This window comes from Rhodococcus sp. IEGM 1306, assembly GCF_036541985.1.
Classification (GTDB): Bacteria; Actinomycetota; Actinomycetes; order Mycobacteriales; family Mycobacteriaceae; genus Rhodococcus_F; species Rhodococcus_F qingshengii.
In genome coordinates this window covers 342,112-366,232 of sequence record NZ_JAZHFF010000007.1, presented here as the reverse complement: position 1 = coordinate 366,232, position 24,121 = coordinate 342,112, and the positions used below count along the sequence as shown (strand labels likewise).

At 61.7% G+C, this 24,121-nt stretch carries 25 protein-coding genes; 9 read left to right on the top strand and 16 right to left on the bottom strand.

The features are described 5' to 3' along the window. The 3 genes from V3587_RS21825 to V3587_RS21815 are packed head-to-tail and all read right to left on the bottom strand — an operon-like array spanning position 1 to position 2,829. On the bottom strand, positions 1-1,221 hold the full coding sequence (locus tag V3587_RS21825) for an acyl-CoA dehydrogenase family protein (protein ID WP_019745701.1): 1,221 nt from the start codon (positions 1,219-1,221) through the stop codon (positions 1-3). Then, on the bottom strand, positions 1,208-2,011 hold the full coding sequence (locus tag V3587_RS21820) for an enoyl-CoA hydratase-related protein (RefSeq protein WP_050656976.1): 804 nt from the start codon (positions 2,009-2,011) through the stop codon (positions 1,208-1,210). The genes V3587_RS21825 and V3587_RS21820 overlap by 14 nt, the downstream gene beginning before the upstream one ends. Continuing rightward, on the bottom strand, positions 2,008-2,829 hold the full coding sequence (locus V3587_RS21815) for an SDR family oxidoreductase (RefSeq protein ID WP_007730822.1): 822 nt from the start codon (positions 2,827-2,829) through the stop codon (positions 2,008-2,010). The genes V3587_RS21820 and V3587_RS21815 overlap by 4 nt, the downstream gene beginning before the upstream one ends. Positions 2,830-2,986: 157 nt before the next feature. Between V3587_RS21815 and V3587_RS21810 the strand changes: the two genes are divergently transcribed. Beyond that, positions 2,987-3,463 carry a MaoC family dehydratase gene (locus V3587_RS21810; RefSeq protein WP_283377158.1) on the top strand — a complete coding sequence of 159 codons (477 nt, stop codon included), beginning with the start codon at positions 2,987-2,989 and terminating at the stop codon, positions 3,461-3,463. A gap of 73 nt (positions 3,464-3,536) precedes the next feature. Here the strand turns inward: V3587_RS21810 and V3587_RS21805 are convergent, their stop codons facing one another. Beyond that, positions 3,537-4,217 (bottom strand): TetR/AcrR family transcriptional regulator, encoded by a 681-nt coding sequence (locus tag V3587_RS21805; protein WP_007730821.1) that lies wholly within the window; start codon positions 4,215-4,217, stop codon positions 3,537-3,539. A gap of 137 nt (positions 4,218-4,354) precedes the next feature. Here V3587_RS21805 and V3587_RS21800 point away from each other — a divergent pair, with 137 nt between their 5' ends. Next, positions 4,355-5,857 carry a class I adenylate-forming enzyme family protein gene (locus V3587_RS21800; RefSeq protein ID WP_007730820.1) on the top strand — a complete coding sequence of 501 codons (1,503 nt, stop codon included), beginning with the start codon at positions 4,355-4,357 and terminating at the stop codon, positions 5,855-5,857. Positions 5,858-5,931: 74 nt separating this feature from the next. On the opposite strand, the gene V3587_RS21795 is transcribed toward V3587_RS21800, so the two are convergent. The 6 genes from V3587_RS21795 to V3587_RS21770 all read right to left on the bottom strand — a co-directional run bounded on the left by V3587_RS21795 (position 5,932) and on the right by V3587_RS21770 (position 11,961). Further along, complete coding sequence (locus tag V3587_RS21795) at positions 5,932-6,219, bottom strand: putative quinol monooxygenase (RefSeq protein WP_007730819.1); 288 nt, start codon at positions 6,217-6,219, stop codon at positions 5,932-5,934. Between the two features lie 55 nt (positions 6,220-6,274). Next, complete coding sequence (locus tag V3587_RS21790; protein ID WP_007730818.1) at positions 6,275-6,907, bottom strand: HAD family hydrolase; 633 nt, start codon at positions 6,905-6,907, stop codon at positions 6,275-6,277. 38 nt (positions 6,908-6,945) lie between these two features. Then, positions 6,946-7,620: a TetR/AcrR family transcriptional regulator gene (locus tag V3587_RS21785; protein WP_007730817.1), complete on the bottom strand. Its 675-nt coding sequence runs from the start codon at positions 7,618-7,620 to the stop codon at positions 6,946-6,948. 68 nt (positions 7,621-7,688) lie between these two features. After that, on the bottom strand, positions 7,689-9,080 hold the full coding sequence (locus V3587_RS21780; RefSeq protein WP_007730816.1) for an MFS transporter: 1,392 nt from the start codon (positions 9,078-9,080) through the stop codon (positions 7,689-7,691). Positions 9,081-9,330: 250 nt separating this feature from the next. After that, positions 9,331-10,986 carry an AMP-binding protein gene (locus V3587_RS21775; RefSeq protein ID WP_007730815.1) on the bottom strand — a complete coding sequence of 552 codons (1,656 nt, stop codon included), beginning with the start codon at positions 10,984-10,986 and terminating at the stop codon, positions 9,331-9,333. A gap of 3 nt (positions 10,987-10,989) precedes the next feature. Then, positions 10,990-11,961, bottom strand: coding sequence for a phosphotriesterase family protein (locus tag V3587_RS21770; protein ID WP_003943005.1), 972 nt, complete (start codon positions 11,959-11,961; stop codon positions 10,990-10,992). A 157-nt stretch (positions 11,962-12,118) separates the two neighbouring features. Between V3587_RS21770 and V3587_RS21765 the strand changes: the two genes are divergently transcribed. From V3587_RS21765 to V3587_RS21755, 3 genes are all read left to right on the top strand, one after another. Continuing rightward, positions 12,119-12,679: a QsdR family transcriptional regulator gene (locus V3587_RS21765; protein ID WP_003943195.1), complete on the top strand. Its 561-nt coding sequence runs from the start codon at positions 12,119-12,121 to the stop codon at positions 12,677-12,679. Positions 12,680-12,781: 102 nt separating this feature from the next. Next, the gene (locus V3587_RS21760; protein WP_003943086.1) at positions 12,782-13,486 is read left to right on the top strand and encodes a FadR/GntR family transcriptional regulator; all 705 of its coding nucleotides are present in this window, start codon (positions 12,782-12,784) and stop codon (positions 13,484-13,486) included. Between the two features lie 15 nt (positions 13,487-13,501). Beyond that, positions 13,502-14,308 carry an ABC transporter ATP-binding protein gene (locus V3587_RS21755; RefSeq protein ID WP_003943111.1) on the top strand — a complete coding sequence of 269 codons (807 nt, stop codon included), beginning with the start codon at positions 13,502-13,504 and terminating at the stop codon, positions 14,306-14,308. A 12-nt stretch (positions 14,309-14,320) separates the two neighbouring features. On the opposite strand, the gene soxR is transcribed toward V3587_RS21755, so the two are convergent. Beyond that, positions 14,321-14,761 (bottom strand): redox-sensitive transcriptional activator SoxR, encoded by a 441-nt coding sequence (gene soxR / locus V3587_RS21750; RefSeq protein WP_003943238.1) that lies wholly within the window; start codon positions 14,759-14,761, stop codon positions 14,321-14,323. A 63-nt stretch (positions 14,762-14,824) separates the two neighbouring features. On the opposite strand from soxR, the gene V3587_RS21745 reads away from it, so the two are divergent. Further along, positions 14,825-16,255 carry an MFS transporter gene (locus V3587_RS21745; RefSeq protein WP_007730802.1) on the top strand — a complete coding sequence of 477 codons (1,431 nt, stop codon included), beginning with the start codon at positions 14,825-14,827 and terminating at the stop codon, positions 16,253-16,255. A 32-nt stretch (positions 16,256-16,287) separates the two neighbouring features. After that, entirely contained in the window at positions 16,288-16,500 is a 213-nt protein-coding gene (locus V3587_RS21740) for a hypothetical protein (protein ID WP_007730800.1), read from the top strand. A 9-nt stretch (positions 16,501-16,509) separates the two neighbouring features. Here V3587_RS21740 and V3587_RS21735 read toward each other — a convergent pair whose 3' ends face one another. The 3 genes from V3587_RS21735 to V3587_RS21725 all read right to left on the bottom strand — a co-directional run bounded on the left by V3587_RS21735 (position 16,510) and on the right by V3587_RS21725 (position 19,865). Next, the gene (locus V3587_RS21735; RefSeq protein WP_007730798.1) at positions 16,510-17,604 is read right to left on the bottom strand and encodes a GGDEF domain-containing protein; all 1,095 of its coding nucleotides are present in this window, start codon (positions 17,602-17,604) and stop codon (positions 16,510-16,512) included. 147 nt (positions 17,605-17,751) lie between these two features. Further along, entirely contained in the window at positions 17,752-18,891 is a 1,140-nt protein-coding gene (locus V3587_RS21730; protein ID WP_283377157.1) for a serine hydrolase domain-containing protein, read from the bottom strand. Positions 18,892-18,995: 104 nt separating this feature from the next. Next, positions 18,996-19,865: an oxygenase MpaB family protein gene (locus tag V3587_RS21725; protein ID WP_007730795.1), complete on the bottom strand. Its 870-nt coding sequence runs from the start codon at positions 19,863-19,865 to the stop codon at positions 18,996-18,998. A 116-nt stretch (positions 19,866-19,981) separates the two neighbouring features. Here V3587_RS21725 and V3587_RS21720 point away from each other — a divergent pair, with 116 nt between their 5' ends. Then, the gene (locus V3587_RS21720) at positions 19,982-20,602 is read left to right on the top strand and encodes a TetR/AcrR family transcriptional regulator (protein ID WP_007730794.1); all 621 of its coding nucleotides are present in this window, start codon (positions 19,982-19,984) and stop codon (positions 20,600-20,602) included. Positions 20,603-20,611: 9 nt separating this feature from the next. On the opposite strand, the gene V3587_RS21715 is transcribed toward V3587_RS21720, so the two are convergent. Both V3587_RS21715 and V3587_RS21710 read right to left on the bottom strand, forming a co-directional pair. Further along, positions 20,612-21,304, bottom strand: a complete 693-nt coding sequence (locus tag V3587_RS21715; protein ID WP_003942905.1) for a GntR family transcriptional regulator — start codon at positions 21,302-21,304, stop codon at positions 20,612-20,614. Between the two features lie 9 nt (positions 21,305-21,313). After that, a complete protein-coding gene (locus V3587_RS21710; protein WP_007730792.1) occupies positions 21,314-22,456 on the bottom strand; it encodes an acyl-CoA dehydrogenase family protein in 1,143 nt (380 codons plus the stop codon). A 127-nt stretch (positions 22,457-22,583) separates the two neighbouring features. Between V3587_RS21710 and V3587_RS21705 the strand changes: the two genes are divergently transcribed. Then, a complete protein-coding gene (locus V3587_RS21705; RefSeq protein ID WP_039973194.1) occupies positions 22,584-24,110 on the top strand; it encodes an aldehyde dehydrogenase family protein in 1,527 nt (508 codons plus the stop codon). The last annotated feature ends 11 nt before the right edge of the window (positions 24,111-24,121 follow it).

Here is a 24,121-nt window from a genome sequence, read left to right as displayed (position 1 = left end):
TCAGTTCGCCTTGACTTCGCGGTACTTGCGCAGTTCCTGCTTGGCGATGGCGCGCTTGTGCACCTCGTCCGGGCCGTCGGCCAGGCGAAGGGTGCGCATGTGGGCGTAAGCCATCGCGAGCGGGAAGTCGTCGGTGACGCCGCCACCGCCGTGAACCTGGATGGCGCGGTCGATGATCTTGAGCGCGATGTTCGGTGCCGCAACCTTGATAGCTGCGATCTCGGTGCGCGCTTCCTTGTTGCCCACCGTGTCCATCATGTGTGCGGCCTTGAGTGTGAGGAGTCGAACCATCTCGATGTCGATACGAGCCTCGGCGATCCAGTCCTGGATATTCGCGTTGTCACTGACGGGCTTCCCGAAGGTGATGCGGGTGGATGCGCGCTTGCACATCAGTTCCAGTGCGCGCTCGGCCATTCCGATTGCACGCATGCAGTGGTGGATGCGGCCGGGGCCGAGGCGGGCCTGGCTGATCGCGAATCCTTCACCCTCACCGGCGAGAATGTCCTTGGCCGGGACGCGCACGTCCTCGAAAGTGATCTCGCCGTGTCCTTCGCGGTCCTGGTAGCCGAAAACCGGCAGGTTGCGCAGGATCGTGACGCCGGGAGCATCGATCGGCACGACCATCATCGACTGCTGACGGTGGGTGGCGGCATTGAAGTCGGTCTTACCCATGACGATCAGAACCTTGCAGTTCTGGTGCAAGGCGTTGGAAGCGAACCACTTACGGCCGTTCAGCACGTACTCGTCGCCGTCACGGTCCATACGGAGCTGGATGTTGGTGGCGTCGGAGCTGGCAACCTCGGGCTCGGTCATCGCGAAAGCGGAACGAATTTCGCCTTCGAGAAGCGGCTTGAGGTACTTCTCCTTGTGCTCGTCGGTGCCGAAGAGCGTGAGCACCTCCATGTTTCCCGTGTCCGGAGCGGCGCAGTTGGTGGCCTCGGAGGCCAGGTGGCTGCGGCCCATGATCTCCGCGAGCGGTGCGTATTCCAGGTTGGTCAGGCCGGGGCCCCATTCGGGATGGGGATGGAAGAGGTTCCACAGCCCGCGGGCCTTGGCTTCCTTCTTCAAGTCGTCGATGATCGGCGGCTGAAAGTGCGGGTTACCGGACTCACGCATCTGCTCTTCGTAGACCGCTTCGGCCGGGTAAACGTGCTTGTCCATGAAATCGAGCAGTTCGGCCTGGTACTTCTTGGTGCGATCCGAGAACTCAAACACTGACATGTGAACTCCTGACAGAGAGGGAAGGAAAATTGGGGGCTCGATGTTCGAGATGGCTGTTGACACCCTCGACGACATCCGGGCCGTGAAATGCGTTCAGCATCAGCGATTCCGCATGCCTGGCGGAATCAGTGAAGGTCGAGTGCGCGTCGGCACTCATCTGAGATTTGATGACGGAGAGGGACGTCGGCGAGCAGTTGGCCGCGATGTCCTCGGCGTAAGCAATCGCCGCATCCAGAACGTCACCGCCGGTGACCAGGTGGTCGATCAGACCGATGCGGTACGCCTCGTCGGCGTCCACCATCCGGCTGGAAAGCAGAAGATCGACTGCTCGACTGTGCCCGACCAAGCGGGGCAACATCCAGGAGATGCCGTACTCCGCAATCAGGCCTCGACGCGCGAACGCGGTAGTGAATCGTGTTGCGCTCGAACCGAAACGAACGTCGCAGTACAAAGCCTCGACCATTCCGAGCCCGGCAGCGACGCCGTTGACGGCGGCGATCAGCGGCTTGCGGATGGTGGTCGGGAAATGACGGTCTCGCGGCCGGACAAGATCACTTTCGGAGACTTCGCCGACGTTCTTCAAATTGCCGAGGTCAGCCCCCGAGCAGAATCCTCGGCCGGAGCCGGTGACAACAATTGCTCGGACACTGGGATCTTCGTCTGCCACGGCCAGAAAGTCGTAGTACTGATCTTCGAGCTCGTTGGTCCACGCGTTGAGAACGCGGGGCCGATTGAATGTCAGAACCAGCACCGCTCCTCTCTGCTCGGAGAGGACGAGTTCCTCGGTCATCGTGTTCCCGCGAGGAGCGACGCCTGGTACCGGCGCATCCCGCGCAGCCAACGGTCGTAGTCGGCGCCCTTCTGCCGGTACATGTCCAGCACGTTCCTGTGCGGAAGGATGAGAAATTCTTCGGCATCCACTGCCGCAAGAACGATTTCGGCGCATTCGGCAGGCTCGAGAACATTGCCTGCCGCAAGCACGGCTCCGGTTGCGGCCTTGCCGACCGGATCGCCGGAGTTCTCACCTTCGTAGAGGAGCTTGGTGTTGACGCCCATCGGGCACAAGCAACTGACGCGAACGCCCTGATCTCCGTAGGTGATCGAGAGCCACTCGGCAAACGCGACCGCGGCATGTTTGGTCACCGAGTACGCGGCGGACCCGACCTGACTGAGCAAGCCGGCCGCAGAGGCCGTGCTGATGAAGTAGCCCTCCCCGCGCTCCGTCCAGCCGGGGACGAGGAGCCTGGCAGCGCGAATGTGGGCGCGAACATTGACGTCGATCGTCGTGTCCCAGACGTCTTCACTGATGTCGAGGCCCATGCCACCGGTAACGCCGGCATTGGCGAAGTAGAGGTCGACCGGGCCGAATTCCTTTTCCGCCTGCGCGATCAGGCCCGCAATGACCGTCTCGTCGGAGACGTCGCCACCGGCAGACACGGCCGCTCCGGGACGCTCCGCGTTGATCGCCTCTGCTACTGCCGAAGCTGCTGCCCCGTCCAGGTCAGCCACTACGACGCGAGCACCCTCGGCAGCCAGTCGCTCGGCCAGTGCACCGCCGATTCCCCCGCCGCCACCGGTGACAATTGCTACCTTCTGGGCAACCTTCATGAGCGATTCCTCTCGCTTGCGTCATACCTACGCGCTGACAGTGATCCACGTCTCCCCTCATGTATAGTTGAATCCGGCGTCAGTTTCAACCGTCGAATCGCGACGGTCACCCGAACGGCCCGTTCCGTCCTCCTGAACTGCGAGTAAAGGGATAACGATGACTGAAAACCAATTGCCCGTCCGCCCGTCCACCTTCGCCGAGCTCGAGAAGCTCATCGGCCAGGGACTTGGCCCGACGGAGTGGTACGACATCACCCAGGAGCGCATCAACGCGTTCGCCGAAGCCACAAACGATCATCAGTGGATTCATGTCGACCCGGAACGAGCCGCATCGAGCCCGCTCGGCAGCACGATCGCGCACGGACTCTTCAGCCTCTCACTGGGACCCCAGTTCTCCTACCAACTCATCCACTTCGACGGCTTCGCCCACAGCCTCAATTACGGCTACGACAAGGTTCGCTTCCCCGCTCCCGTTCCCGTGGGATCCCGGGTCCGGATGCGCGCAACCGTCGTGTCCGCGGAGCAGTTGCCCGGCGGAATCCAAGTGAAGATGAGCCAGGTGGTCGAGCGCGAGGGTTCCGACAAGCCCGTCGTGGTCGCCGAATCCGTCGCTCGCGTCGTCGAAAAGAGCTGAACCGAAAAGAGCTGAACCGAGACTGGGACGCCCGGCCGCTCGAACATCGATGCAGCCGGGGCGGCCCACCTCGTCAGAGACGGTCGGGGAACTTCAGAGCGTTCGCCCACAGATCGGTCACAGTGGCGACAATCTGATCGAACTCCGGTGAACGCCCGTCCACCTCACCCTCACGAAGGGTGAACAGACTGTAGGCGAGTCGACTCACCATGCCGGACAGAGCAATCGACGCCGTCATCGGATCCAGCGTCGTGTCCGCGATGCCGCGGGACTGCAGATCTGCAATCCCGCGGGCATTACGGCGTATGAACGCATTGGCACGCTCGCTGCGGAACTTCCGGAACTCCGGGTCGATGTGAGCTACCTGCTCCATGAGCCCCATCAACTTCGCATTGCGTTGATACGCGGCCAGATACGCTCGATTACTTGCCTCGAGCACGGCGTACGGATCGTCCGCGCTCGCAACGCGTCCCATGCCCGGGTGCATCATGTCGTCTCGCGCGACCTCGAGGACGGCGGCGAACACCTCTTCCTTGTTCGCGAAGTACGTGTAGAACGATCCCGTCGCGCAACCGGCTTCTTTTGCGATGTCGATCAAACGTGCATCGAGATAGCCACTGCGCTCGAAAACCTTACGGGCAGCAGCAACCAATGCCGCACGCGTGCGTGTCCCCCGCTCGGTGGTCGGTCGATCCCGGAGCAGCGCGGGCGGAGCCACCGGTAAGGCGGCAATTCGCGATTCGTCGTCGAGCACGGTGCGCTCCTCATCCTTCCGATCAACATCATTTTCGGGACAATCCCAGCAGACTCGATGTTGACGCCGGATTCAAGTGTACGCTCTGGTGAGACCCAGGACACACAATCGGTCGATTCCTCCCGAAAGGCAGAACCATGGTTAGCGTTCTCGACCCGGTGACCCGTCACGCGGAAGCCACTCCGGAAAATATTGCAATTCGCGGCACGGATAATCATTGGACATACCGACAGCTCCACGACGCGTCTCTGGCGTTTGCCGGCCGCATTCGCGACGAAGGGTTGAGCATCGGCGACCGGGTTCTGCTCGCGGCGCCGTCGGTGCCTGAATTCATCGTGGCATACATGGGGATTCAGGCTGCAGGTTGTGTCGTGGTGCCCATCAACACGATGTCGGCGCAACCCGAAGTCGAGTACGTACTGGACGACGCCGAGATTTCGCTGGCGATCGCCTGGCACCAGCTCGGTCCCGCAGTTCAGGATGCAGGGAGTGCGCGCGGCGTCCCGGTGTGGACGCTCACCGAAGAATCGGCGAAGGCCGACCATCCACCGGCAACGGTGGTCGACCGCGACACAGCGGACACCACGGCGATTCTCTACACCTCCGGTACCACCGGACGTCCGAAGGGCGCTCAGCTGACAGTCGGGAATCTGTTGTCTGCCGGTGAGATCGGCGCCGAGAGCAGCCGCGGAAATCCCTCGGACCGCACCGGTACCGGACTGCCGCTCTTTCACATCTTCGGCCAGGGTTCGGTCATGATGGCAACCTTCACCGGCGGCGGATCACTGTCCCTGCTCGCCCGGTTCGACCCGGCCGCCATGCTCGACCTGGTGCGTCGGGACAAGCTCACCATCATGGCGGGCGTCCCCACCATGTGGAATGCCATGCTGCACGCCGCAGCCGACGTGGACAGCTCCGACTTCGAACAACTGCGGATCGCAATCTCCGGTGGCGCATCACTTCCCGGTGAAGTCGCTCGCGCCTTCGAAGCACGGTTCAACTGCACAATCCTCGAGGGCTACGGCCTGACCGAGACGAGCGCATTCGGAACTTTCAACAGCATCGACCGCGTCGCAAAGATCGGATACACCGGCCGCGCCGTACCGCGCACCGAGGTCGAGGTCCGTGATCACGACGGAAATGTCTGCCAGGCAGGCACAGTGGGCGAGGTATTCATCAAAGGACCGACGGTCATGAAGGGCTACTGGAAGCGCCCGGCCGACACGGCCGCCGTCCTGTCCGACGACGGATGGTTCCGCACCGGAGACCTCGGCGAGACCGACGCCGACGGTGACCTTCGCATCGTCGACCGCGTCAAGGACCTCATCATCCGCGGTGGATACAACGTCTATCCAGGCGAGGTCGAAGAGGTGCTCTACCAGCACCCCGACATCATCGAGGCCGCGGTGATCGGTATACCCGACGACTACTACGGCGAGGAGGTTGCGGCGGTGGTGGCCGTGCGCCCAGGCTCCGACCTCGAAGCAGATGACGTCACCTCGTGGGCTCGGGAACGTCTGTCCGCCTACAAGATTCCGCGGGTCGTCCAGTTCATCGACGCGCTCCCGAAGGGTTCGACGGGAAAGATCCTCAAGCGATCGATCGACCGCACCGAACTCCTCGCCCAGAAGCAGAACTGAAAACACAGGTGAACCCCGGCGAGATTTCGCCGGGGTTCACCTGTCCATGCGCTCAGAGTGCCCTGTCCATGCGCTCAGAGTGCGTCGAAGTACTCGATCTGCGGGGCGCCTGCGAGGAAGGGCGCCATCGCCTTTCCCGCGGCCTGGAAATGCTCGGACGATCCATGGGCCTTGATCGCAGCACTGTCTTGATACAGCTCCATGAACTTGTACGAATTCGTATCCGTCTTCGAGCGGATCAGTTGATACAGAACCGTTCCGGGCTCTTCCGTGCGCACCTTCTCGGCAAGTTCGGCGACTACGGCTTCGAACTGTTCGCCGCTTCCGTCTTTGACGGTGATATCCGCGATGACAGCAATCATTCATTCCTCCAAAAGTGTTCCAGCAGTATTCGAGTGTTACCGAGAACCTACAGTTTCACTGCATGGGCAGTAGTCCGAACGTCGATTCCAACTGACTGCGAGTGCTTTCCGCATCGGTGTGGAGAATGCCGGCGATCCCCAATCGTGCCGCGCCGTCGAGGTTCTGTTGCAGGTCGTCGATCATCACGGCGCCTTCGGGCGCAACACCCAGCCGCTCGCACGCGATGGTGTAGATCTGACGAGAGGGCTTACGAATCCCGACTTCCGAGGAGATCACCACTTCGTCGGCGAGGTCCTCGAGCACAAAACCCGCGTAGCAATCACGCCCGAAAGCATTGGACACGAGCGCAACAGGGTGACCCGCCGCTCGGACGTCCGCAATCAGTCGCACCATCTCTTCGTCTCGGACAAGCCCGGCCTGCATACGGTCGACCAATCCTTCGCTGTCCACGACGGCGCCGTGCGCTCGTAGCCGTTCCCCGAATCCTGCTTCGAAGGCCTCCTGGTCGATCTTTCCGGATTCGTGATCGGAGAGCAGTCGCTTCGAGACGTCGTCGCGGGAGAGCAGGGTCAACGGAAGTCGTGGGTCGCCCCCAAGCGAGGCTCCGAAATCTTCGAAGGCTCGCAGCACACTGGAGGTGAGAACTCCACCGAAATCGACGAGCACTGCCGTACGCGTGGGTGTCATTGCTCCATCAGACACCAAACATGAACCCGGCGTCAACATCAATTTCGGCGTAGCGAGAATTGCAAAGTGTTGATCCACAACCGGTTGACGGTATCGAGCAGACCGTCGAAGGTCACTCCGGCGGCGCCATCCTCGCCGCCGCGGGATACGAAGTACCCGAACGCAAGTCGACTGATCATCCCGGAGAGTGCCCGAGACGTCAGTAGCGGATCCAGATTCGCGTCCGCCAGTCCGGCCTTCTGCAGCTTCTCGATACTGCGCGCGTTGCGTCGAACAAACGCGTCAGCACGCTCGAGGCGGAGAACCCGGAACTCCGGATCGATGCTTGCCACCTGCTCGAGCAGTCCCATCAGCTTCGCGTTCCGTCGATATGCCTCGAGGTACGCGCGGTTACTCGCCGCGATGACCTCAGCAGGATCCGCGCCTTTCGGAGTGTGCGGCATACCCGGATGCATCATGTCTTCGCGCGCCAACTCCATCACTGCCGCGAAGATCTCTTCCTTGCTCGCGAAGTAGGTGTAGAAGGTACCGGCCGAGCACTGCGCCTCTACAGTGATGTCGATCAGCCGCGAGTCCAGATAGCCGGACCGTTCGAAAACGGTGCGGGCCGCATCGATCAACGCTCGCCGCGTACGCAAACCACGCTGAGTGGAGGGGAGTTCCCGTGACACTGTCGACGAAGCATCTTCGGAGCCTGTGCGTGCTGCAGCCATGCTCCAGTTATACGTCAGACGCCCGCTACCGGTGACCGATAGCGGGCGTCTGCTCGAAACCGAAAGAGTTACTTGGCGTACAGGTGCGCGCCCGGAATTGCGTTCGGATCGTCCCGAACTTCCTTCGGGTTGGTCTCTTTCAGCACCCAGGCACTGAAGAAGGTCACCAAGCCCATGAGTGCCACGAACACGGCAACCCATGTCGTGGTTCCGGTCTTCGCGATAAGTGCTGTCATGATGAACGGAGTGCCACCGCTGACCGTGATCGCAGCCAACTGGTAGGCCAACGATGCTGCCGAGTAGCGCACGTTGGGTGCGAACAGCTCACCCATGTATGCCGCGATCGGCCCGTAGGTCATCGACTGGAACACGCTGCCAACCGTCACCGCGATGAAGAACAGCGGCAGGGACCTGGTGTTGATCAACCAGAAGTACGGGAATGCCCAGACCACGATCGCCGCAGCGCCGATCAGGATCATCGGACGACGACCGATCTTGTCGGACATCTTCCCGGACCACAGCACCACGCCGACTGTCAGCAACGCGCTCAGGAGCGAGATGATGAGCAGTGAGTTCCGCTTCAACCCCAGTTCGGTTGTGCCGTAGCTGAGCACGCCGGCGATGCTGATGTAGAACAGTGCATTGGTGGCGGCCAGAAGTCCGCAACCGAGCAGAATCTTGCGCCAGTGATCCTTGAGCGCCTGCGCCAGTGGAGCCTGAACGACGACGTCCTTTTGGTTCTTCTTGGCGTCTTCCTGCAACTCGAGGAATTCCGGCGTGTCCTCGACCTTCGTCTGGATGTACAGAACCACGGGGAAGAGCAGCGCGCTGGCGAAGAACGGAACTCGCCAACCCCAGCTCAGGAATGCATCATTGGAAATGGTCGCGGTCGCGACGAGGAAGACCAGGTTGCCCAGCACTACACCGAACGAGACACCCATCTGACCGAAAGTGCCTGAGAATCCGCGCTTCTTGGGACTCGCGGATTCGGTGAGGAGAAGGACGATTCCGCCCCACTGGCCACCGCAGGCGAGACCTTGGATGAATCGCAGTGTCACCAGAAGAATCGGAGCGACGACGCCGATTGCCGACGCACTCGGGATCGCGCCGATCAGGAACGTCGCGACAGCCATCAGCAACAGGCAGGTGACGACGGCGGGCTTACGTCCGTACTTGTCGCCGAAGTGTCCGGCGACCAAACCGCCGATGGGGCGGGCAACGAAGCCAGCCCAGAACGTACTGAACGAGAGCAGTGTGCCCATCAGTGCGGATGAATCGGGGAAGAACACATGCGGAAAGACCAGTGCCGCAGCCGTTCCGTACAAGAAGAAGTCGTACCACTCGATGGAACTGCCGAGCAGTCCCGCGCCTAGAAGTTTGCGGTGCGCCTTCTTCTTCTTCCGTTCCTGATCGGACAGGCCCCCTGCCTGCGTGCTCGAATCCACTGCCGATCTCGTCATGGGTTACTCCTCGATGGGTCGGACGCTCGTCGCGCCGGGAGTTGAGAAGCGGAACCGGGCCAGAAGTAGAAACTGACACCAACTTCAACTCTGTGGCGTTGCGATCAGTCTGCGATACAAAAAGAGTGATGTCAATCACTGAAATGCATTGCCGCATAGGGGACTAAATCCCCTACCGATGCTCGTCAGCCACCACGACGAATGGCCGGCTCACCTTGTCGGCCGCCGGCAATTCGTTTGTCAGGTAGATCTAGTTCGGTACCCGCAGTTCACGACGAAGAATCTTGCCGCTCACTGTTTTCGGCAGGTCATTCATGACCTCGACGATGCGTGGATACTTGTATGCTGCAAGCCTTTCCTTGCAGAACTCGACCAGATCCTCGGTGGTCGCCTCGAAACCGTCCTTGAAAGACACGAAGGCCTTCACGGTTTCGCCCCGATACGGATCCATGACACCGACGACAGCAGCCTCTCGTACGGCAGGGTGTTCGTAGAGAACATCTTCCACTTCGCGTGGCCACACTTTGAAGCCCGACGCATTGATCTGATCCTTCATCCGGTCGACGATGTAAAACCAACCGTCGCCGTCCATGAATCCGATGTCGCCGGTGTGAAAACGCCCGTCCGGCATGGCATGTGCGGTCTCGTCCGGCTTGTTCCAGTATCCGAGTGCAACCTGAGGCCCGGAGACCACGATCTCGCCGTACTTCCCGATCTGTACCGGCCTGTCGTTCTCGTCCACCACCTCGGCGTACGTATTCGACACCGGAACACCGACGGCAACGGCTCCCGATGCCGGATCCACCGGCGCTTCACGAGAATTCGGCACCACGATTGCCGGACTGTTCGTCTCGGTCAGCCCGTAGCCGTTGTGAATGTAGTGACCGAACTTCGCCCGGAACGCTTCCAACGCCGCGTGCGGGATCGGCGCGCCACCTGAATACACCGACTCGAGAGAGCTCAAAGATTCCTTCGAGACTGCGGCGCTGTCCGTCCACGCGATGAATACCGTGATCGCTCCGATGATCGCGGTAGCCCGATGCTCCGAAATCGACTCCGCTGCAACGATGGGATGGAATCGGCAGGTCAGAATCGTGGGCGCGCCGGCCAGGAGTGGAGCCGCGACGTGCCCGATCAACCCGGTGATATGGAACAGTGGCGCCACCGCGAACATCGCGCCGCCGGGGCGCAACCCCAGCCAGTCCCGATAGATCTGCGCTGCGAACACGACATTTGCGTGCGAGTTCATCGACCCCTTCGGCGGGCCGGTTGTCCCTGACGTATAGGGAAGGTAGGCAAGGTCTTCCGGAGACAGATCGACCTTCTCGGGCTTCTGCCCTCGATGAGCCTCGATCAATTCCAGTAGATCCGGAAATCCATCGTGCCGAATCCTGGACGCCGAACCGAAGATCCGTTCATCGTCGCGCGACTGAAAATCCCGTTCCGACGTGGTGATCACCCGTCTCACTGCGGTGCCCTCGGACGCAGTCGCCACGGTCTCGGCCGAGGACTCGAGACAGATGACTGCCGCCGCTCCGCTGTCGGCCAGTACGGTGGACAGCTCACGGTCGCGGTACATCGGATTGACCGGAACGACGACGGCACCGAGCTTCCAGACCGCGACTGTCGCGATCACGAACTGCGGAACATTCTGCAGGACAAAGGAAACTCTGTCGCCGAACCCGATTCCGTCCACGGCGAGGGCTACGGCAAGCGCATCCGACATCTCGTCGAGCTCGGCAAAGCTGACGGTCCTGTCGAAGTACCTGATGATCGGGGCGGTGCGATCGCGCTCCAGCGAAGCACGGAACATCGCGAGGGCGTCGACGTGCTCGATGTCTACGTTCGGCGGAGTGTCGGCGTCGTAATTGGCGAGCCAGGGCTTGCTCTCGTACACGTTGGTCATATCTCAGCTCTCGAAATACCGACGTGGGTTGTCCACCAGCATCGCCTTGACCTGGTCTTCGGTGACACCACGTTCGAGCAGCGCCGGAATGACATCATCACTGATGTGGGTGTAGTTCCAGTTCGGAAGTGCCACTTCTCTTGCCGCGCTGGGGAAGTAGTCGATGAAACACGACGCGTCATGTGCCAGAACCATCTTCTCCGCGTAACCGCGACGGGCCATCTCCACCACGGTGTTGACACGATCCTCGAACGACAGGAACGGTTCGAGACCGAAACGGTCCATCCCCAGTAGCGAACCGGCATCGGCCAGCGCACACAAGTAGTCGAGATCCGTGGTATCGCCGGAGTGACCGATGACCACCTTGGTCAGATCCGCACCCTCTTCGGCCAGAACCTTCTGCGCGACCAGCCCGGATTCAGTGTGCGGATTGGTGTGCACGGTGATCGGCACTCCCGTTTCCACCTGCGACTGTCCGACCGCGCGCATGACCCGCTCGACGCCGGGGGTAAGGCCCGGCTCCTCGATGGCGCACTTCAGGAAGGAGGCTCGGACACCGGTTCCGGCGATTCCTTCCCTGATGTCCTTGACGAACAGTTCGACCATCGGCTCGGGGCCGTCGAACAGCAATCCCGGTCCGGTGTAATGGAATTGGAAGGGAATGTCGTTGTAGGTGTAGATGCCGGTAGCAACGATGATGTTGAGATCGACCTGCTCGTTGATCCGGACGATGCGCGGAATGTACCGGCCGAGGCCGATCACCGTGGGATCGACGATCGTGCTGATTCCGCGGGACTTCACCTCGGTCAGCTTTGCCACCGCGTCCGCTACCCGTACTTCCTCGTCCCAGGGTTCGGGGTAGTCGGGGTAGTTCTGGCGCAACTCCTCACCCAGAACGAAGACATGCTCGTGCATCAACACCTTTCCCAGATCGGCTGTATCCACCGGCCCACGAACGGTTTGTACTGAACTCATCGATCGAACCCCTGACTGTGATCACCATCACTAACATGAGACAATGAGCTAGTGTGTCTCACGTGGCCAGGTTCGTCAATAGGCTCGATCCCCCGAGGCTCACCATTTTTCAACGGCCGAAATTGTGCAGAACCGGACAACCGGAGAGAATGTCCCGATGCCTACCGACCTCGAACGCCGACGCGCGATCGACACCGCCGCGAGCATGTACCTCGCGGAGGAACCACTCGACATGTCACTGCTCGCCGAACGTCTCGGCGTAGGCCGCGCGACGCTGTACCGCTGGGTCGGCAACCGCGACGAACTGCTCGGAACAGTGCTGGCCGAGGCCACCGAACGGACATACCGAAAGGCGATGTCACAGGCGTCGGGGCAAGGTCCGGAGTACATTCTCGACGTCTTCGGCCGCGTTATGCGATCGGTGGAATCGTCGACAGAACTGCGCGCGCTGACCAAACGCGAACCGATGGTGTTCATCAAACTCGCGATGATGCCCGGCTCCATCGAATCGATCTCCGCCTCCATCACCGCCGAAATCTTGCAGTCCCAGGTCGACGCCGGCCAACTGACGATCACGCTCTCGCCGCAAGTACTGGGCGAAGCCCTCGTCCGCATCTGCGACGTACACCTCTACGCCCCCCTGCTCGGCCGAGAAAAGGCCGAGATCGAGACTGCCCTCGACCTGATCGCACTGCTCCTCGGCGTCACCCGCAACTGACACGCTTCGACCGCGTGAACACTACGGCGACACACCGGCCACCCGAGTCCTCAGACGTCTGATGAGTTGTTACTCTTTCGGTACCCACCCGAGAGGCAAGCCGTGTCCGACGACCACACAGGATTCACACTTCGCAGTGGTCCGCTGGTACCGCAACTCGAACAGTTGCTGCGCGGACGAATCATGCATGGAACGTGGGCGCCGTCCGAGCGCATACCGAGCGAGGCGGCCCTCGCCGTCGAACTCGGCGTCGGGCGTTCCTCGATTCGCGAGGCAATCCGCCTCCTCGCTCGCGACGGACTACTCGAAGTCCGACACGGCGTCGGAACCTTCGTGGCTGCCGCGTCCGAACTCGAGCACGTCGACGAATTCACCAAACTTCTTCGACGCTCGAGGATCCTCGAGGTCTTCGAAGTCCGTCGCGCACTCGAGATCGAGGCCGCCAGACTGGCCGCGGAGCGGGTACAACCCGAGGACCTCGACGGCCTGCGGCGGCGACTGACCATGCGACACAGTCATTTCGAGGGTGATGTCGAGAAGTTCGTCGACGTCGACCTCGACTTCCACACCGAAGTCGTTCGGCTGTCCGGAAACGCAGTTCTGCTCTCGCTTTTCACGTCGGTGCGTCCACTCCTTCGTGAATCCCTCGTCGAGATGATGGCCCACGAGGCCGGCGTCCCCGACACCTCACATGCCCATGATCAGTTGGTCGAGGCCCTTCAAGACGCCGACCCAGAAGCCGCGGTAGCGGCAACTCGAGCAAACATCGACACCGTCCTACGACGACTGCGTGTGCTCGACGCCTAAGAGAGGTTAGTTCTCGTGCAACACCCCACCGGCACAGTTCTGTCGACCGAACACGTGGATCTCGTCCGCGACGGCCGATACTTGTTGAAAGACATCAACATTTCGATCGAACCCGGACAACACTGGGTCCTCCTCGGCGCGAACGGCGCGGGCAAGAGCACGCTTCTGAGCCTGCTCGGAGCAACCGCCCACCCGACTCGCGGTTCCGTTTACGTCCTCGGCCACAAGTTGGGCCGCGTCGACATGAGGGAACTGCGGATGGACATCGGGCACGTGAACCCTCGTCACACGATCGGAATTCCGATCACCGTCCGCAACGTCGTGATCACCGGCCTCACCAACACCACCGAGGTGATGCCGCGCTGGTCACCGACGCCGGAGCAAGAGGCTCACGCCGACGCACTGATCGATCTACTCGGAATGAGTCCGCGTTCGGACGCACTGTGGCCCAACTTGTCCCAAGGCGAACGGGGACGAGCCCTGATCGCCCGCGCACTCATGGTCGAACCGCGCCTGCTTCTGCTCGACGAACCGGCGACCGGGCTCGATCTTGCTGCACGCGAACAACTCTTGACGGCACTGGACGACCTCCGCAATCAGAACCCGTCACTTGCCAGCATCCTCGTGACGCACCACATCGAGGAGATCCCCAGCACCACCACACATGCTCTTCTGATCAAGGACGGCGTCGTGACCGCCAGCGGCCTCGCCGAGGATGTGATCACCACCCAGAACATCAGCGAGTGCTTCTCGCATCCCATCGAGATCGAGCGTCGTGGTGGTCGGTGGAATGCTCAGTCGCGGCCACGCGAAAGAGTGTGACCGACAGTAGTTTCAGAGACGCCTGGCGCCGGGTCCCTCCCGGCCCAGTTCGTCTCCAGGGTTGAGCAGGTTGCATGTTTTCAGTGACAGACACCCGCAGCCGATACAGCCCGTCAGTTCGTCCTGCATCCGGTTGATGGCCTGCTTGCGATCCTCGAGGCGCTGATTCCACTCCGTGGAAATCTTGCGCCAGTCTTTCTTCGTCGGAGTTCGCCCCTGCGGCAACGATCCGAATACTTCGGCAACTTCGGCCAGGGGTATCCCGAATCTGACTGCCAACTGGATCAGCGACACCCGCCGGATCGAGTGCCGCGGGAACTTCCTCATATTTCCTGCCGTCCGCTCCGCAGGAACCAGACCGAGTGTTTCGTAGTAGCGCACAGCCGACACGGCGACGCCAGTGCGCTCCGATACCTCGCCGATCGAGAGAAGTTCGTCACTCTTACGGATCATTCTGCCTCCCAATGGCTGCGCGACATTGACCTGAAGCGCACTTGAGATTCTACCTTCGACAACATGCACTCCCCCACCGATGCTCCCGCCGGAACCTGGCGGCAACTCCTGAGCGGTCGATACCTCGGCACCGCTACCGTCCTCGCAGGCGGCGTTGCGCTCTACGCGACCAACGTCTACCTGACGACCAGCCTGCTTCCGACTGCCATCGACGACATCGGCGGTCAGCAGTACTACGCCTGGACCGCGACGGTCTTCCTCATTGCTTCCGTCATCTCTTCGATGTTGGTCACCAACGTCCTCGCCGCTAGGGGACCGCGCGGGGCCTACCTGATCGGCCTCGCGATCTTCGCGCTCGGCACCGTTGTCTGTGCGGTCAGCCCGACGATGGAATTGCTGTTGGTCGGCCGCACGATCCAGGGTTCGGGCGGTGGCCTGCTGGCCGGTCTCGGTTACGCCGTCATCAATGCCGCGCTCCCCAGACATCTGTGGACTCGCGGGGCCGCGCTGGTTTCGGCGATGTGGGGAGTCGGCACCTTCGCCGGCCCTGCAATCGGCGGTGTCTTTGCTCAGTTCGGAGCCTGGCGATGGGCTTTCGGCGTCCTGGTCATCGCGACGATCGCAGTCGCCGCTCTCGTCCCCAGCGCGCTACCGGCACATGAACCGGGCAGCACCACAAGTAGCCCGGTGCCGGTCCTCTCGCTGGCATTGCTGACTGCGGCAGCTTTGCTGGTCAGCGTTGCCGGAATTCTGTCCAACCTCGCCGTGACCGCCGCAATGGTTCTCGCCGCTGTGCTGCTACTGATCGCTTTTGTCGCCGCTGACCGTCGCTCGCGCCACGGCGTACTACCGCCGTCGACGTTCAACGCGTCATCTCTCAAATGGGTGTACCTGACCATCGTCGTCCTCGCCGTCGCGTCGACCGTCGAGACGTTCATTCCACTCTTCGGGCAACGACTTGCCGGCCTGGCGCCTCTCGCGGCCGGATTCCTCGGGGCCGCACTCGCTCTCGGCTGGACTCTCGGCGAAATCCCGAGCGCCTCGGCCACGACCCCTCGTATCGTGCGACGAATCGTTGTCAGCGGTCCGATCCTCGTCGCGATCGGGTTGGGCATCATGGCAGCATTTCTCACCGAACACGCCGGCGCCGGTGCGATGGTCGCGTGGGTGATCGGACTGCTGTTCGCCGGCGTCGGAATCGGCATCGCCTGGCCTCATCTTGCAGTCGGGGCGATGACCTCGGTCACCGATCCCGGAGAAGGTGCGCGTGCCTCGGCTGCCATCAACACCGTTCAGCTGATCGCCAATGCTTTCGGTGCAGCCCTGGCCGGAGTGCTGGTCAACATCGGCGAACCGTCGACGCTTCGTTCTGCGCAATTGCTTCTCTTCACCTTCGCCGCTGTCTCGATCATCGGCATTGCCGTGGCAGCTCGCGCACTTCCGCGAACGACCGACAAAATCGGCAGCCCCGAAATCGTTCACGACGCTCGCTAAACTGTGAGAAACCCACACGGAGGAGTTGGCCAGTGACAGAACCGGATCCGGGCACAGTGGAAACCGACTTCCCGAAGACGGGAGCTCCCGCACAGCGCGCGCTGATCGCAGCGGGTTACACCCATCTCGCGCAGCTGACGTCCGTGTCCGAGAAGGAACTCGGCGCTTTGCACGGGATGGGACCGAAGGCCTTGAGGATTCTGCGCGAAGCACTCGCCGAACGTGGTCTGAGCTTCGCCGACTGAGCTCTTACATCAGACCAAGCTCGCCCGCACCTGGTTGCCACCTTCGCGCTTCGCTTCGTACATCACCGAGTCCGCGACGCGGAAGAGTTCAGCAAAAGCAGCGTCGACGGACTCACCCGGATTCCGGGGCGCGGTGCGGATCGCCATTCCGATGCTCGCGCTCGTCGGAGGGTCATCGTTCGCTCCGTCCATCGCGGAGCGGATCTGTCCTTCCAGCCTGGAGATCACGCTGACTGGTACCCGTTCGACCACGACGAACTCGTCACCGCCCATACGAGCAGTCAAGGCGGACTGGGTTGTCCACAAACGGATGCGCAGTGCAGTTCGCATGATCGTGCTGTCTCCTACGTCATGGCCGTGAACGTCGTTGATCGTCTTGAAGCGATCGAGGTCGATCACCACTACGAGCAGTGCATCCGCTTCGGTGACCGGAGCGCCCATCAAGTCATTCACCCGACGCGCCAATCCGCGACGGTTGAGCAGTCCGGTCAACGGGTCGATGTCGGAGGTAGTGGCATCCGAACCCAGGACCGCCAGAACAATCTGTGACACAACAGGAATCACGATGATCGTAGCCAGCACAACCGAGATCTTCGCCAGTCCCAAGCCGGCGTCCGCTGCTGGCCCGAACAACAAAGTCCACCCCGAAAGCACCGTGACGGTCGAGGCGAAGACCAAGTGACCGACTTGGAGTTTCGGATTGTGGAAGAACGCGATGTAGCCGCCGATCGACGCGAAAACGACGCACGCGATGAGTCGTCCCAGCGGTTCCGAGTCGGTTGCGGCCGCCGCCGCAATCGCGACGTCGGAACCCACGACAAAGGTGTACGACCACATCGGCGTAGGCGGAAACAGCCACCAGATCAGGGCCGCGCCGAGGCACAGCGCGATGACCGCCAGATTGACCGCTCGCCAGAACGTACCTTGCGGACCGACGTCACTGAATCGCGCCGACAGCAACACCAGCCCCATCCAGAATGCTGTTCCGCCGACCAGCGCCCGGCAGGAAGTCAAGAACCCGCGGTCCTCGAGGTACCTGCTGAAACTGTGGAACTGGTCCGGCAACTGCCACCAGCGCATGACGACGTCGACCAAACCGTTCATCGCCGATCAGCCGATGCAGCTCCGCAACTTTTGGTCGTACTTCGACGAAACGGACTCGCTGATTTCCCCCCGGAACACACTGGCATATCCGGCAGCATAGTCAGCGGCGACAGACAAAAACCGTTCTGCCGGATTTGAATCGGTCGATCAACTCAAAGCGTCGTAGGCCGCCGATACGTACTGCGCCGATCTCTCGGAACCGAGCAGACCCGGCCCCATCTTGTTCATCACGTACGAGAACGTCATGCGCTTCTCGGTGTCGATGATGATCTGCGAGCCACCCCAACCTCCCCAGAAGCAGATTCGCCCCTCCGGAATGAACGGGACGGACTCGGGCGTCGGCAATCCGAATCCGACGCCGAAGCGGACCGGCACGCCGAGGACGAGGTCGACCCCGTACGACTGCTCCTCGAAGATCTTGTCGATCGTTTCCTCCGACAGCAAGCGAACGTCACCGACCTTGCCACCGCACGCGATCACCGATTGGATCCTTGCGAGTGCCCTCGCATTCGAATGACCGTTGGCCGCACCGATCTCGGCGGCGCGCCACCCGTCGGTCCACGAACCTGTAGCGTCAGCCGGCGGCGCGGTGAATGTCTTCACCATGATGTTGTCCATCCCGAGTGCCGCGATGTCGATCGGCAACGGCGGTGGCGCAATCACATTCGAGACTCGCCCGTATTCCGACTTCGGCAAGCCCAGGCGGAAATCAGCATCGAGTGGGCCGGCGATTTCCTCGTCGATGAAGCGGCCGAGGGTTCGTCCGTCGATGCGCCTGACGACCTCGCCGATCAGGTGGCCGTAGTTGAGGGCGTGGTATCCGGATGCCGTACCCGGTTCCCACCACGGAGCCTGCGTCGCCAACCGGGCGGTGGCATATTCGTCGTCGCAAATGTTCTCGAGGGTGAACGGTTGATCCCACCCCGACACACCCGAGGTGTGCGACAACAGTTGCCGGACCTGAATTCGGTCCTTGCCCGCTGCTGCGAATTCCGGCCAGTACTGCGCGACCGGGGCGTCGAGATCAAGCAACCCGCGGTCGACGAGCATGAGCGCGGCCAGTGCGGTCACGGTCTTGCTGCAGGACCAGACATTGGTAACGGTGTCGCGAGACCAAGGAGCAGTGTGCTCGACGTCGACCCAACCGCCCCACATGTCGACGACGGATTCGCCGTCGATCGTCAGTGCGATCGCTGCCCCGACGTCCTCGCCGGAATCGAGATTGCGTGCCAGCGCCTCCTTCAAGCCAGAGAATCGCTGGTCACATACGCCTTCGATGTTCGCCACTGACAGCCTCCACAGGAATGATGAAACTTGACGTCAACTTCAACTATGTCGAGTATGTGTCCGATTCACCTGTGGTGTCAATCACTTCAAGTGCCAGAGTCGGCTCAGACCAACGGGATTCCCTTGGCGATGCGCCGACGCAGATCCCAGAGATAGAAGTTGTAGGGAAACATCCGCAGAATCTTCGGACTGAACCGATTGACCAGCGCGGCGACGCGCATGGATCGATCGAAGTTACGCTGCTGACGCACTGACCACGGGAGCCGCATTTCGTCACGAAAGGCTTGGGGCAGGAACCCGGTGGTGACAAATCGGTTGAGCGGACCGACCACGGGATGCAACAACTTCGGAGTGAAGGTCGCCGACGCGATCCCGTAGAGATGCTCACGAATCGTCTCGTCGATCGCCACCTTGTCTAGGTTCTCGTTCCAGTAGACCTCGAACGCATCCCGGTCCGCCGGCCACATGTCGCGTCGCATCTGAAGGGTTGTACCGAACGTGGCGCTGCGCTGATAGAACGCATCCCGGGTGACCGGATCGAGATCCCCGTACAAGATTTTGTAGACGTCCTCGAAGCCTCGGTACAGGCAGGCGGCTACCCACAACTGCAGTTCGGGATCGAACGCGTTGTACTCGACCGCACTGTTCTCATCGGAGCGAACATGCTTGTGCGAGCCATTGACTGCGCGCCGGTACAGCTTCTTTTCTTCGTCCGTCGCCAGGCTCGCCACCGCGAGATACGTCAGCGTCGTCCGGGTTCGCTTCACCGGATGCCGATCCAACCGACCCGTCTCGACCTTGCTCTCGTACACGCCGTACCCCACCGCCGGGCGCGCCAGCTGCATGATGACATTCGCGCCGGCTGCCAACAACCCGAGACCGGACATCGCCTTTTCGACTTCCGCGTCGATGTCGATCGCCCGGACGCCGACCGCTCCGATGCCGCCTGCCACCGCTTCCTCGCGCCCGTCCATCGAATCCCTACTCACCGTCATGGCAGAACCCCTTCGAGTCGATATCTGCGAACGCATGTTCTCAGATGAGTGAAACGCCGAAATGCCGAGATGTCAAGCAATCTCGGGATGCAAAGATGGTCTTCATGAATGACCAACCGCGTTCGTACGGTGGCGTCGACGGTGCGCTCCGCGTAGCCCAACGACGGGAGGCGCTGATCGAGGCCGGTCTGGAACTCATGGGCTCCGCCGAGCCCGAACTGACGGTCCGCGGAGTGTGCAAGAAGGCCGGTGTCGCGGCGCGGTACTTCTACGAGAGCTTCACCGATCGTGATGCTCTGATGTCGGCCGTCTACGACACCGTCATCACGGACATCGCCGTTTCAACCCAGGCTGCAGTGGACGCCGCCGAGACCGAACGCGGCAAGGCGCTCGCTGGAATCGCGAACATCGTCCGCACTATCGCGAACGATCCCCGTCGCGGACGTCTACTGTTCTCCAGCGCCCTGACGAGCCCTGTCCTGGCCGAGAAACGCCAAGCGTCGACGACGATATTCATCGGTCTCCTGGCCGCCAACGCGAAGACCTTCTACCGATTGAACGACAGCGGTCATCTGACCCTGACGGCCACGTTCCTGGTCGGCGGCCTGGCGCAGACCCTCAGTGCATGGCTCGACGGGTACATCGACGTGACGGAAGAAGAACTGGTCGCCGAATGTGCGGCGATCCTGCTCGCACCCGCCCTGCCGCCGTCTTGAGCTCCTGATTCAGTCCCAGATCCCGATGTTGTCGAGGTGAGCGAGAAGTCGAGCAGCGCCGTCGGAGAACTGCAGACTCATCTGCGCGTCCACCTGTTCTCGATCGTGCTTCTCGAACGCCGCGATCAAAGCATCGTGGCTCGATACCGCAAGCTCACCCCAGCCTGGATCCGTCGCGTAGAGACGAGCAGGGGTGTACCGAATCGCGCCGAACAGGAACCATGCCAACTTCGCACCACCCGCAGCGCGATTGATCAGGCGATGGAACTCGAATTCGCACTGCTCGATCGCAGCTGCATCCGAAGCGTCGACCGCCGCTCGCAAATCGGCATTGAGTTCCGTGAGTTCCGCGAGTTGATCAGCGGTGATGCTGTCCATCGCCCGCAACGCCAGCTTGACCGCGATCTGCCCCTGCAACCAGAAGATGTCTTCGATGTCCTGGCGACTGAGGGGCGAGACGAGATAGCCGCGATGCGGAACCAACTCGACCATCCCCTCGCCGCGTAATGCGACGAGGGCTTCTCGCACCGGCGTGACGCTGACCCCGAGGTCGGCCGCGGTTTCGTCCAGCCTGACGAACTCGCCCGGACGGACCGAGCCGGACATGATCAGGTTGCGAACGTGGTTGGCCACGTCCTCCGACAACTGTGGCCGTCTCCTCAGCTCAGATGTCGCTCTCCGAGTGCGTGCAGACGTTGCCACAACCGATCCTCACAGTCCGTACGTTTTGCCGATGATGTCTCGCTGAATCTCGTTGGTACCACCATAAATGGAGGACACAAGAGTCTTTCGCACATGGTGCTCCATGTCGAACTCAGTCGCGTAACCGTACCCACCCATCATCTGCATCCCCTCGAGCGCGACCTTCTTGGCGGTCTCGGTCAGCTTGAGCTTGGCCATCGACGCTTCCCGCGGGAACATCTTGGTCGGGTTGGCGTCGACCATCCTGGCCACGCTGTAGACCAGCAGACGGCCGCATTCGATCTCCGTGGCGAGATCCGCGATCCGATGGCGAAGCGCCTGAAACGATCCGACCGGACGGCCGAACTGCTTACGCGTGGTGACGAATTCGAGGGTGTCGTCGAAAGCGCGCTGCGCGGTCCCGAGCATCATCGCCGCGAGGATGAGGCGTTCGATGTTGAGTCCGGCCATGAGTTGACGCCAGCCGTTGCCGACTTCCCCAACCACCGCGTCCTCGGGCAGGAATGTGTCGGTGAAGTAGAGATCGTTGACCTCCTTGCCGCCCATGGTGTCGATTCCACTGATCTTCAATCCGGAGATGTCGGCCGGGACATGGAACATCGTCAGGCCCTCATGCTTGCCTTCACCTCGGGATGTGCGAGCCACCAGAAGGATGTTCTCGGCGAAGTGCGCGTTGGAACACCACGTCTTCTGGCCGTTGATCAGCCACCCACCGTCGACCTTCTCGGCGCGGCAACTCAGATTTCCCACGTCGGAGCCCGCTTCGGGTTCGGACATCGAGATCGACTGAGACGCGCCACGGACGATCCCGCCGAGCACTGCCTCCTTCTGGGCCGGACTGCCGAACTTCTCGTATGCAGCCCCGGTGATGACGGTCGGGCCGAGCCCACCGATCGGCGCCATGCCCTTGGCGGCTTCCTCCAGAAAGATGCACAGGTCGACCGTGCTTCCGGCGGATCCGCCGTATTCCTCCGGGACAGTCAGCCCGAGCCATCCCAATTCCGCCATCTTCTCGTAGAACGCCTGGTTGTGGTTATGGGCGCCATGATCGGTCAGCAGGTCTCGCTGCTCACGGGTACCACTTTCCTTCTTGCAGAACGACGCTACCGACTTGGCGAAATCAGACTGCTCCTGCGTGAAATCCATGTACATCGAAAACTCCCGAGTGAGATGAGGCTGGAGGCTTGTCGGAGCTCGGTCCGACGCATACTGTGACTACCAGCACAGTAAATCACATCACATATATGTGATGCACCGACATGTGGAGGATCTGAAGAACATGACAGAACAGCTCGGCCGCCAGAGCACGTCCACGTCGACAGATCCGAGATCGGACGATCACACTTTCGCGAGCCTCGACCCTCGCAACGATTCCGTGGTCGCGCAGCACCCCATTGCAGACCAGCAGGAGATCGAGAAAGCGGTCGCCGCAGCACGCACGGCGTCGAAGTGGTGGGATCAACTCGGATTCCAAGGCCGCCGGAAGGTGCTCGGCAATTTCCGCGCCGCGATCGCCACTCACGCCGAATCGATGGCGGCGATCATTTCCGCCGAGACCGGAAAACCCAGCGACGACGCACTACTCGAAGTCATGCTGGCCGTCGAACATCTCGACTGGGCGGCACGCAACGCACAGAAAGTGTTGCGCCGCAGACGCGTCGGTGCAGGACTGATCAGCGCCAACCAGTCTGCATCCGTCGGCTACCGGCCGATGGGCGTCGTCGGCGTGATCGGCCCCTGGAACTATCCGCTGTACACACCGATGGGGTCGATCGGCTACGCACTGGCCGCCGGTAACGCCGTCGTGTTCAAACCGAGCGAACTCTCACCAGGCGTCGGCGTCGAATTGGCCCGGCTGTGGGACATCGCGGCACCCGGACACCCTGTCCTGCAGACCATTACCGGCGACGGCAAAACCGGAGCACTTCTGTGTTCGTCCGGCGTCGACAAGATCGCATTCACCGGTTCGACCGCTACCGCAAAGCGCGTAATGGCCGCCTGTGCGGACACCCTCACTCCCCTGGTCGCCGAATGCGGCGGCAAGGACGCCATGCTGGTGGACTCCGATGCCAACCTCGATGCGGCCGTGAGCTTCGCGGCATTCGGGGCAGTGGGCAACGGCGGACAAACCTGTGCCGGCGTCGAACGAATCTACGTCGCAGCGCCCGTGTACGACGCCTTCCTGTCCAAGCTCACCGCCGCGCTACGAGACGCCCACGCCGGCGCCACCGACAGCTCGACCTACGGGCCGATGACGCTGGGAAAGCAGACTGGGATAGTCCGGGGCCAGATCGAAGACGCTCTCAGTCGCGGCGCGAAAGCTGTACTCGGCGGACTTGATTCGTTCAACGGTCCGTTCATCGATCCGATCATCCTGACGGATGTTCCGGAGGATTCCACGGCGATCACCGAGGAGACGTTCGGCCCGAGCGTCGTGGTGAACAAGGTCGCCGACATGAACGAGGGGATCGAACGCGCCAATGCGTCGAAGTACGGCTTGGGCGCCTCGGTGTTCACCAAGAGTTCGTCGAAGGGCCGAGCAATTGCCGAGAAGCTCGACTGCGGTGTCGTCACGGTCAATTCGGTTCTCGGTTTCGCCGGAATCGCCGCCCTGCCGTTCGGCGGGGTCGGCGATTCCGGATTCGGCCGTATCCACGGAGCCGATGGGCTGCGTGAGTTCAGCAGTGTGAAATCACTGGCCGTTCAGAAGTTCAGCGCTCCACTGGACCTGCTGACCATCGAGCGAAAAGCCAGGGACATGAAGATCTCACGTTGGATGCTGGCGAAACGCCACGCGAAGTCCTGAGAGATCAGGCG

What these genes read in the sequence shown, in the direction of transcription:
- V3587_RS21825 (WP_019745701.1), bottom strand. Translation starts at nt 1,221, where the DNA reads ATGTCAGTGTTTGAGTTCTCGGATCGCACCAAGAAGTACCAGGCCGAA.
- V3587_RS21820 (WP_050656976.1), bottom strand. Translation starts at nt 2,011, where the DNA reads ATGACCGAGGAACTCGTCCTCTCCGAGCAGAGAGGAGCGGTGCTGGTT.
- V3587_RS21815 (WP_007730822.1), bottom strand. Translation starts at nt 2,829, where the DNA reads ATGAAGGTTGCCCAGAAGGTAGCAATTGTCACCGGTGGCGGCGGGGGA.
- V3587_RS21810 (WP_283377158.1), top strand. Translation starts at nt 2,987, where the DNA reads ATGACTGAAAACCAATTGCCCGTCCGCCCGTCCACCTTCGCCGAGCTC.
- V3587_RS21800 (WP_007730820.1), top strand. Translation starts at nt 4,355, where the DNA reads ATGGTTAGCGTTCTCGACCCGGTGACCCGTCACGCGGAAGCCACTCCG.
- V3587_RS21795 (WP_007730819.1), bottom strand. Translation starts at nt 6,219, where the DNA reads ATGATTGCTGTCATCGCGGATATCACCGTCAAAGACGGAAGCGGCGAA.
- V3587_RS21790 (WP_007730818.1), bottom strand. Translation starts at nt 6,907, where the DNA reads ATGACACCCACGCGTACGGCAGTGCTCGTCGATTTCGGTGGAGTTCTC.
- V3587_RS21785 (WP_007730817.1), bottom strand. Translation starts at nt 7,620, where the DNA reads ATGGCTGCAGCACGCACAGGCTCCGAAGATGCTTCGTCGACAGTGTCA.
- V3587_RS21780 (WP_007730816.1), bottom strand. Translation starts at nt 9,080, where the DNA reads ATGACGAGATCGGCAGTGGATTCGAGCACGCAGGCAGGGGGCCTGTCC.
- V3587_RS21775 (WP_007730815.1), bottom strand. Translation starts at nt 10,986, where the DNA reads ATGACCAACGTGTACGAGAGCAAGCCCTGGCTCGCCAATTACGACGCC.
- V3587_RS21770 (WP_003943005.1), bottom strand. Translation starts at nt 11,961, where the DNA reads ATGAGTTCAGTACAAACCGTTCGTGGGCCGGTGGATACAGCCGATCTG.
- V3587_RS21765 (WP_003943195.1), top strand. Translation starts at nt 12,119, where the DNA reads ATGCCTACCGACCTCGAACGCCGACGCGCGATCGACACCGCCGCGAGC.
- soxR (WP_003943238.1), bottom strand. Translation starts at nt 14,761, where the DNA reads ATGATCCGTAAGAGTGACGAACTTCTCTCGATCGGCGAGGTATCGGAG.
- V3587_RS21745 (WP_007730802.1), top strand. Translation starts at nt 14,825, where the DNA reads ATGCACTCCCCCACCGATGCTCCCGCCGGAACCTGGCGGCAACTCCTG.
- V3587_RS21735 (WP_007730798.1), bottom strand. Translation starts at nt 17,604, where the DNA reads ATGAACGGTTTGGTCGACGTCGTCATGCGCTGGTGGCAGTTGCCGGAC.
- V3587_RS21725 (WP_007730795.1), bottom strand. Translation starts at nt 19,865, where the DNA reads ATGGACGGGCGCGAGGAAGCGGTGGCAGGCGGCATCGGAGCGGTCGGC.
- V3587_RS21720 (WP_007730794.1), top strand. Translation starts at nt 19,982, where the DNA reads ATGGTCTTCATGAATGACCAACCGCGTTCGTACGGTGGCGTCGACGGT.
- V3587_RS21710 (WP_007730792.1), bottom strand. Translation starts at nt 22,456, where the DNA reads ATGTACATGGATTTCACGCAGGAGCAGTCTGATTTCGCCAAGTCGGTA.
- V3587_RS21705 (WP_039973194.1), top strand. Translation starts at nt 22,584, where the DNA reads ATGACAGAACAGCTCGGCCGCCAGAGCACGTCCACGTCGACAGATCCG.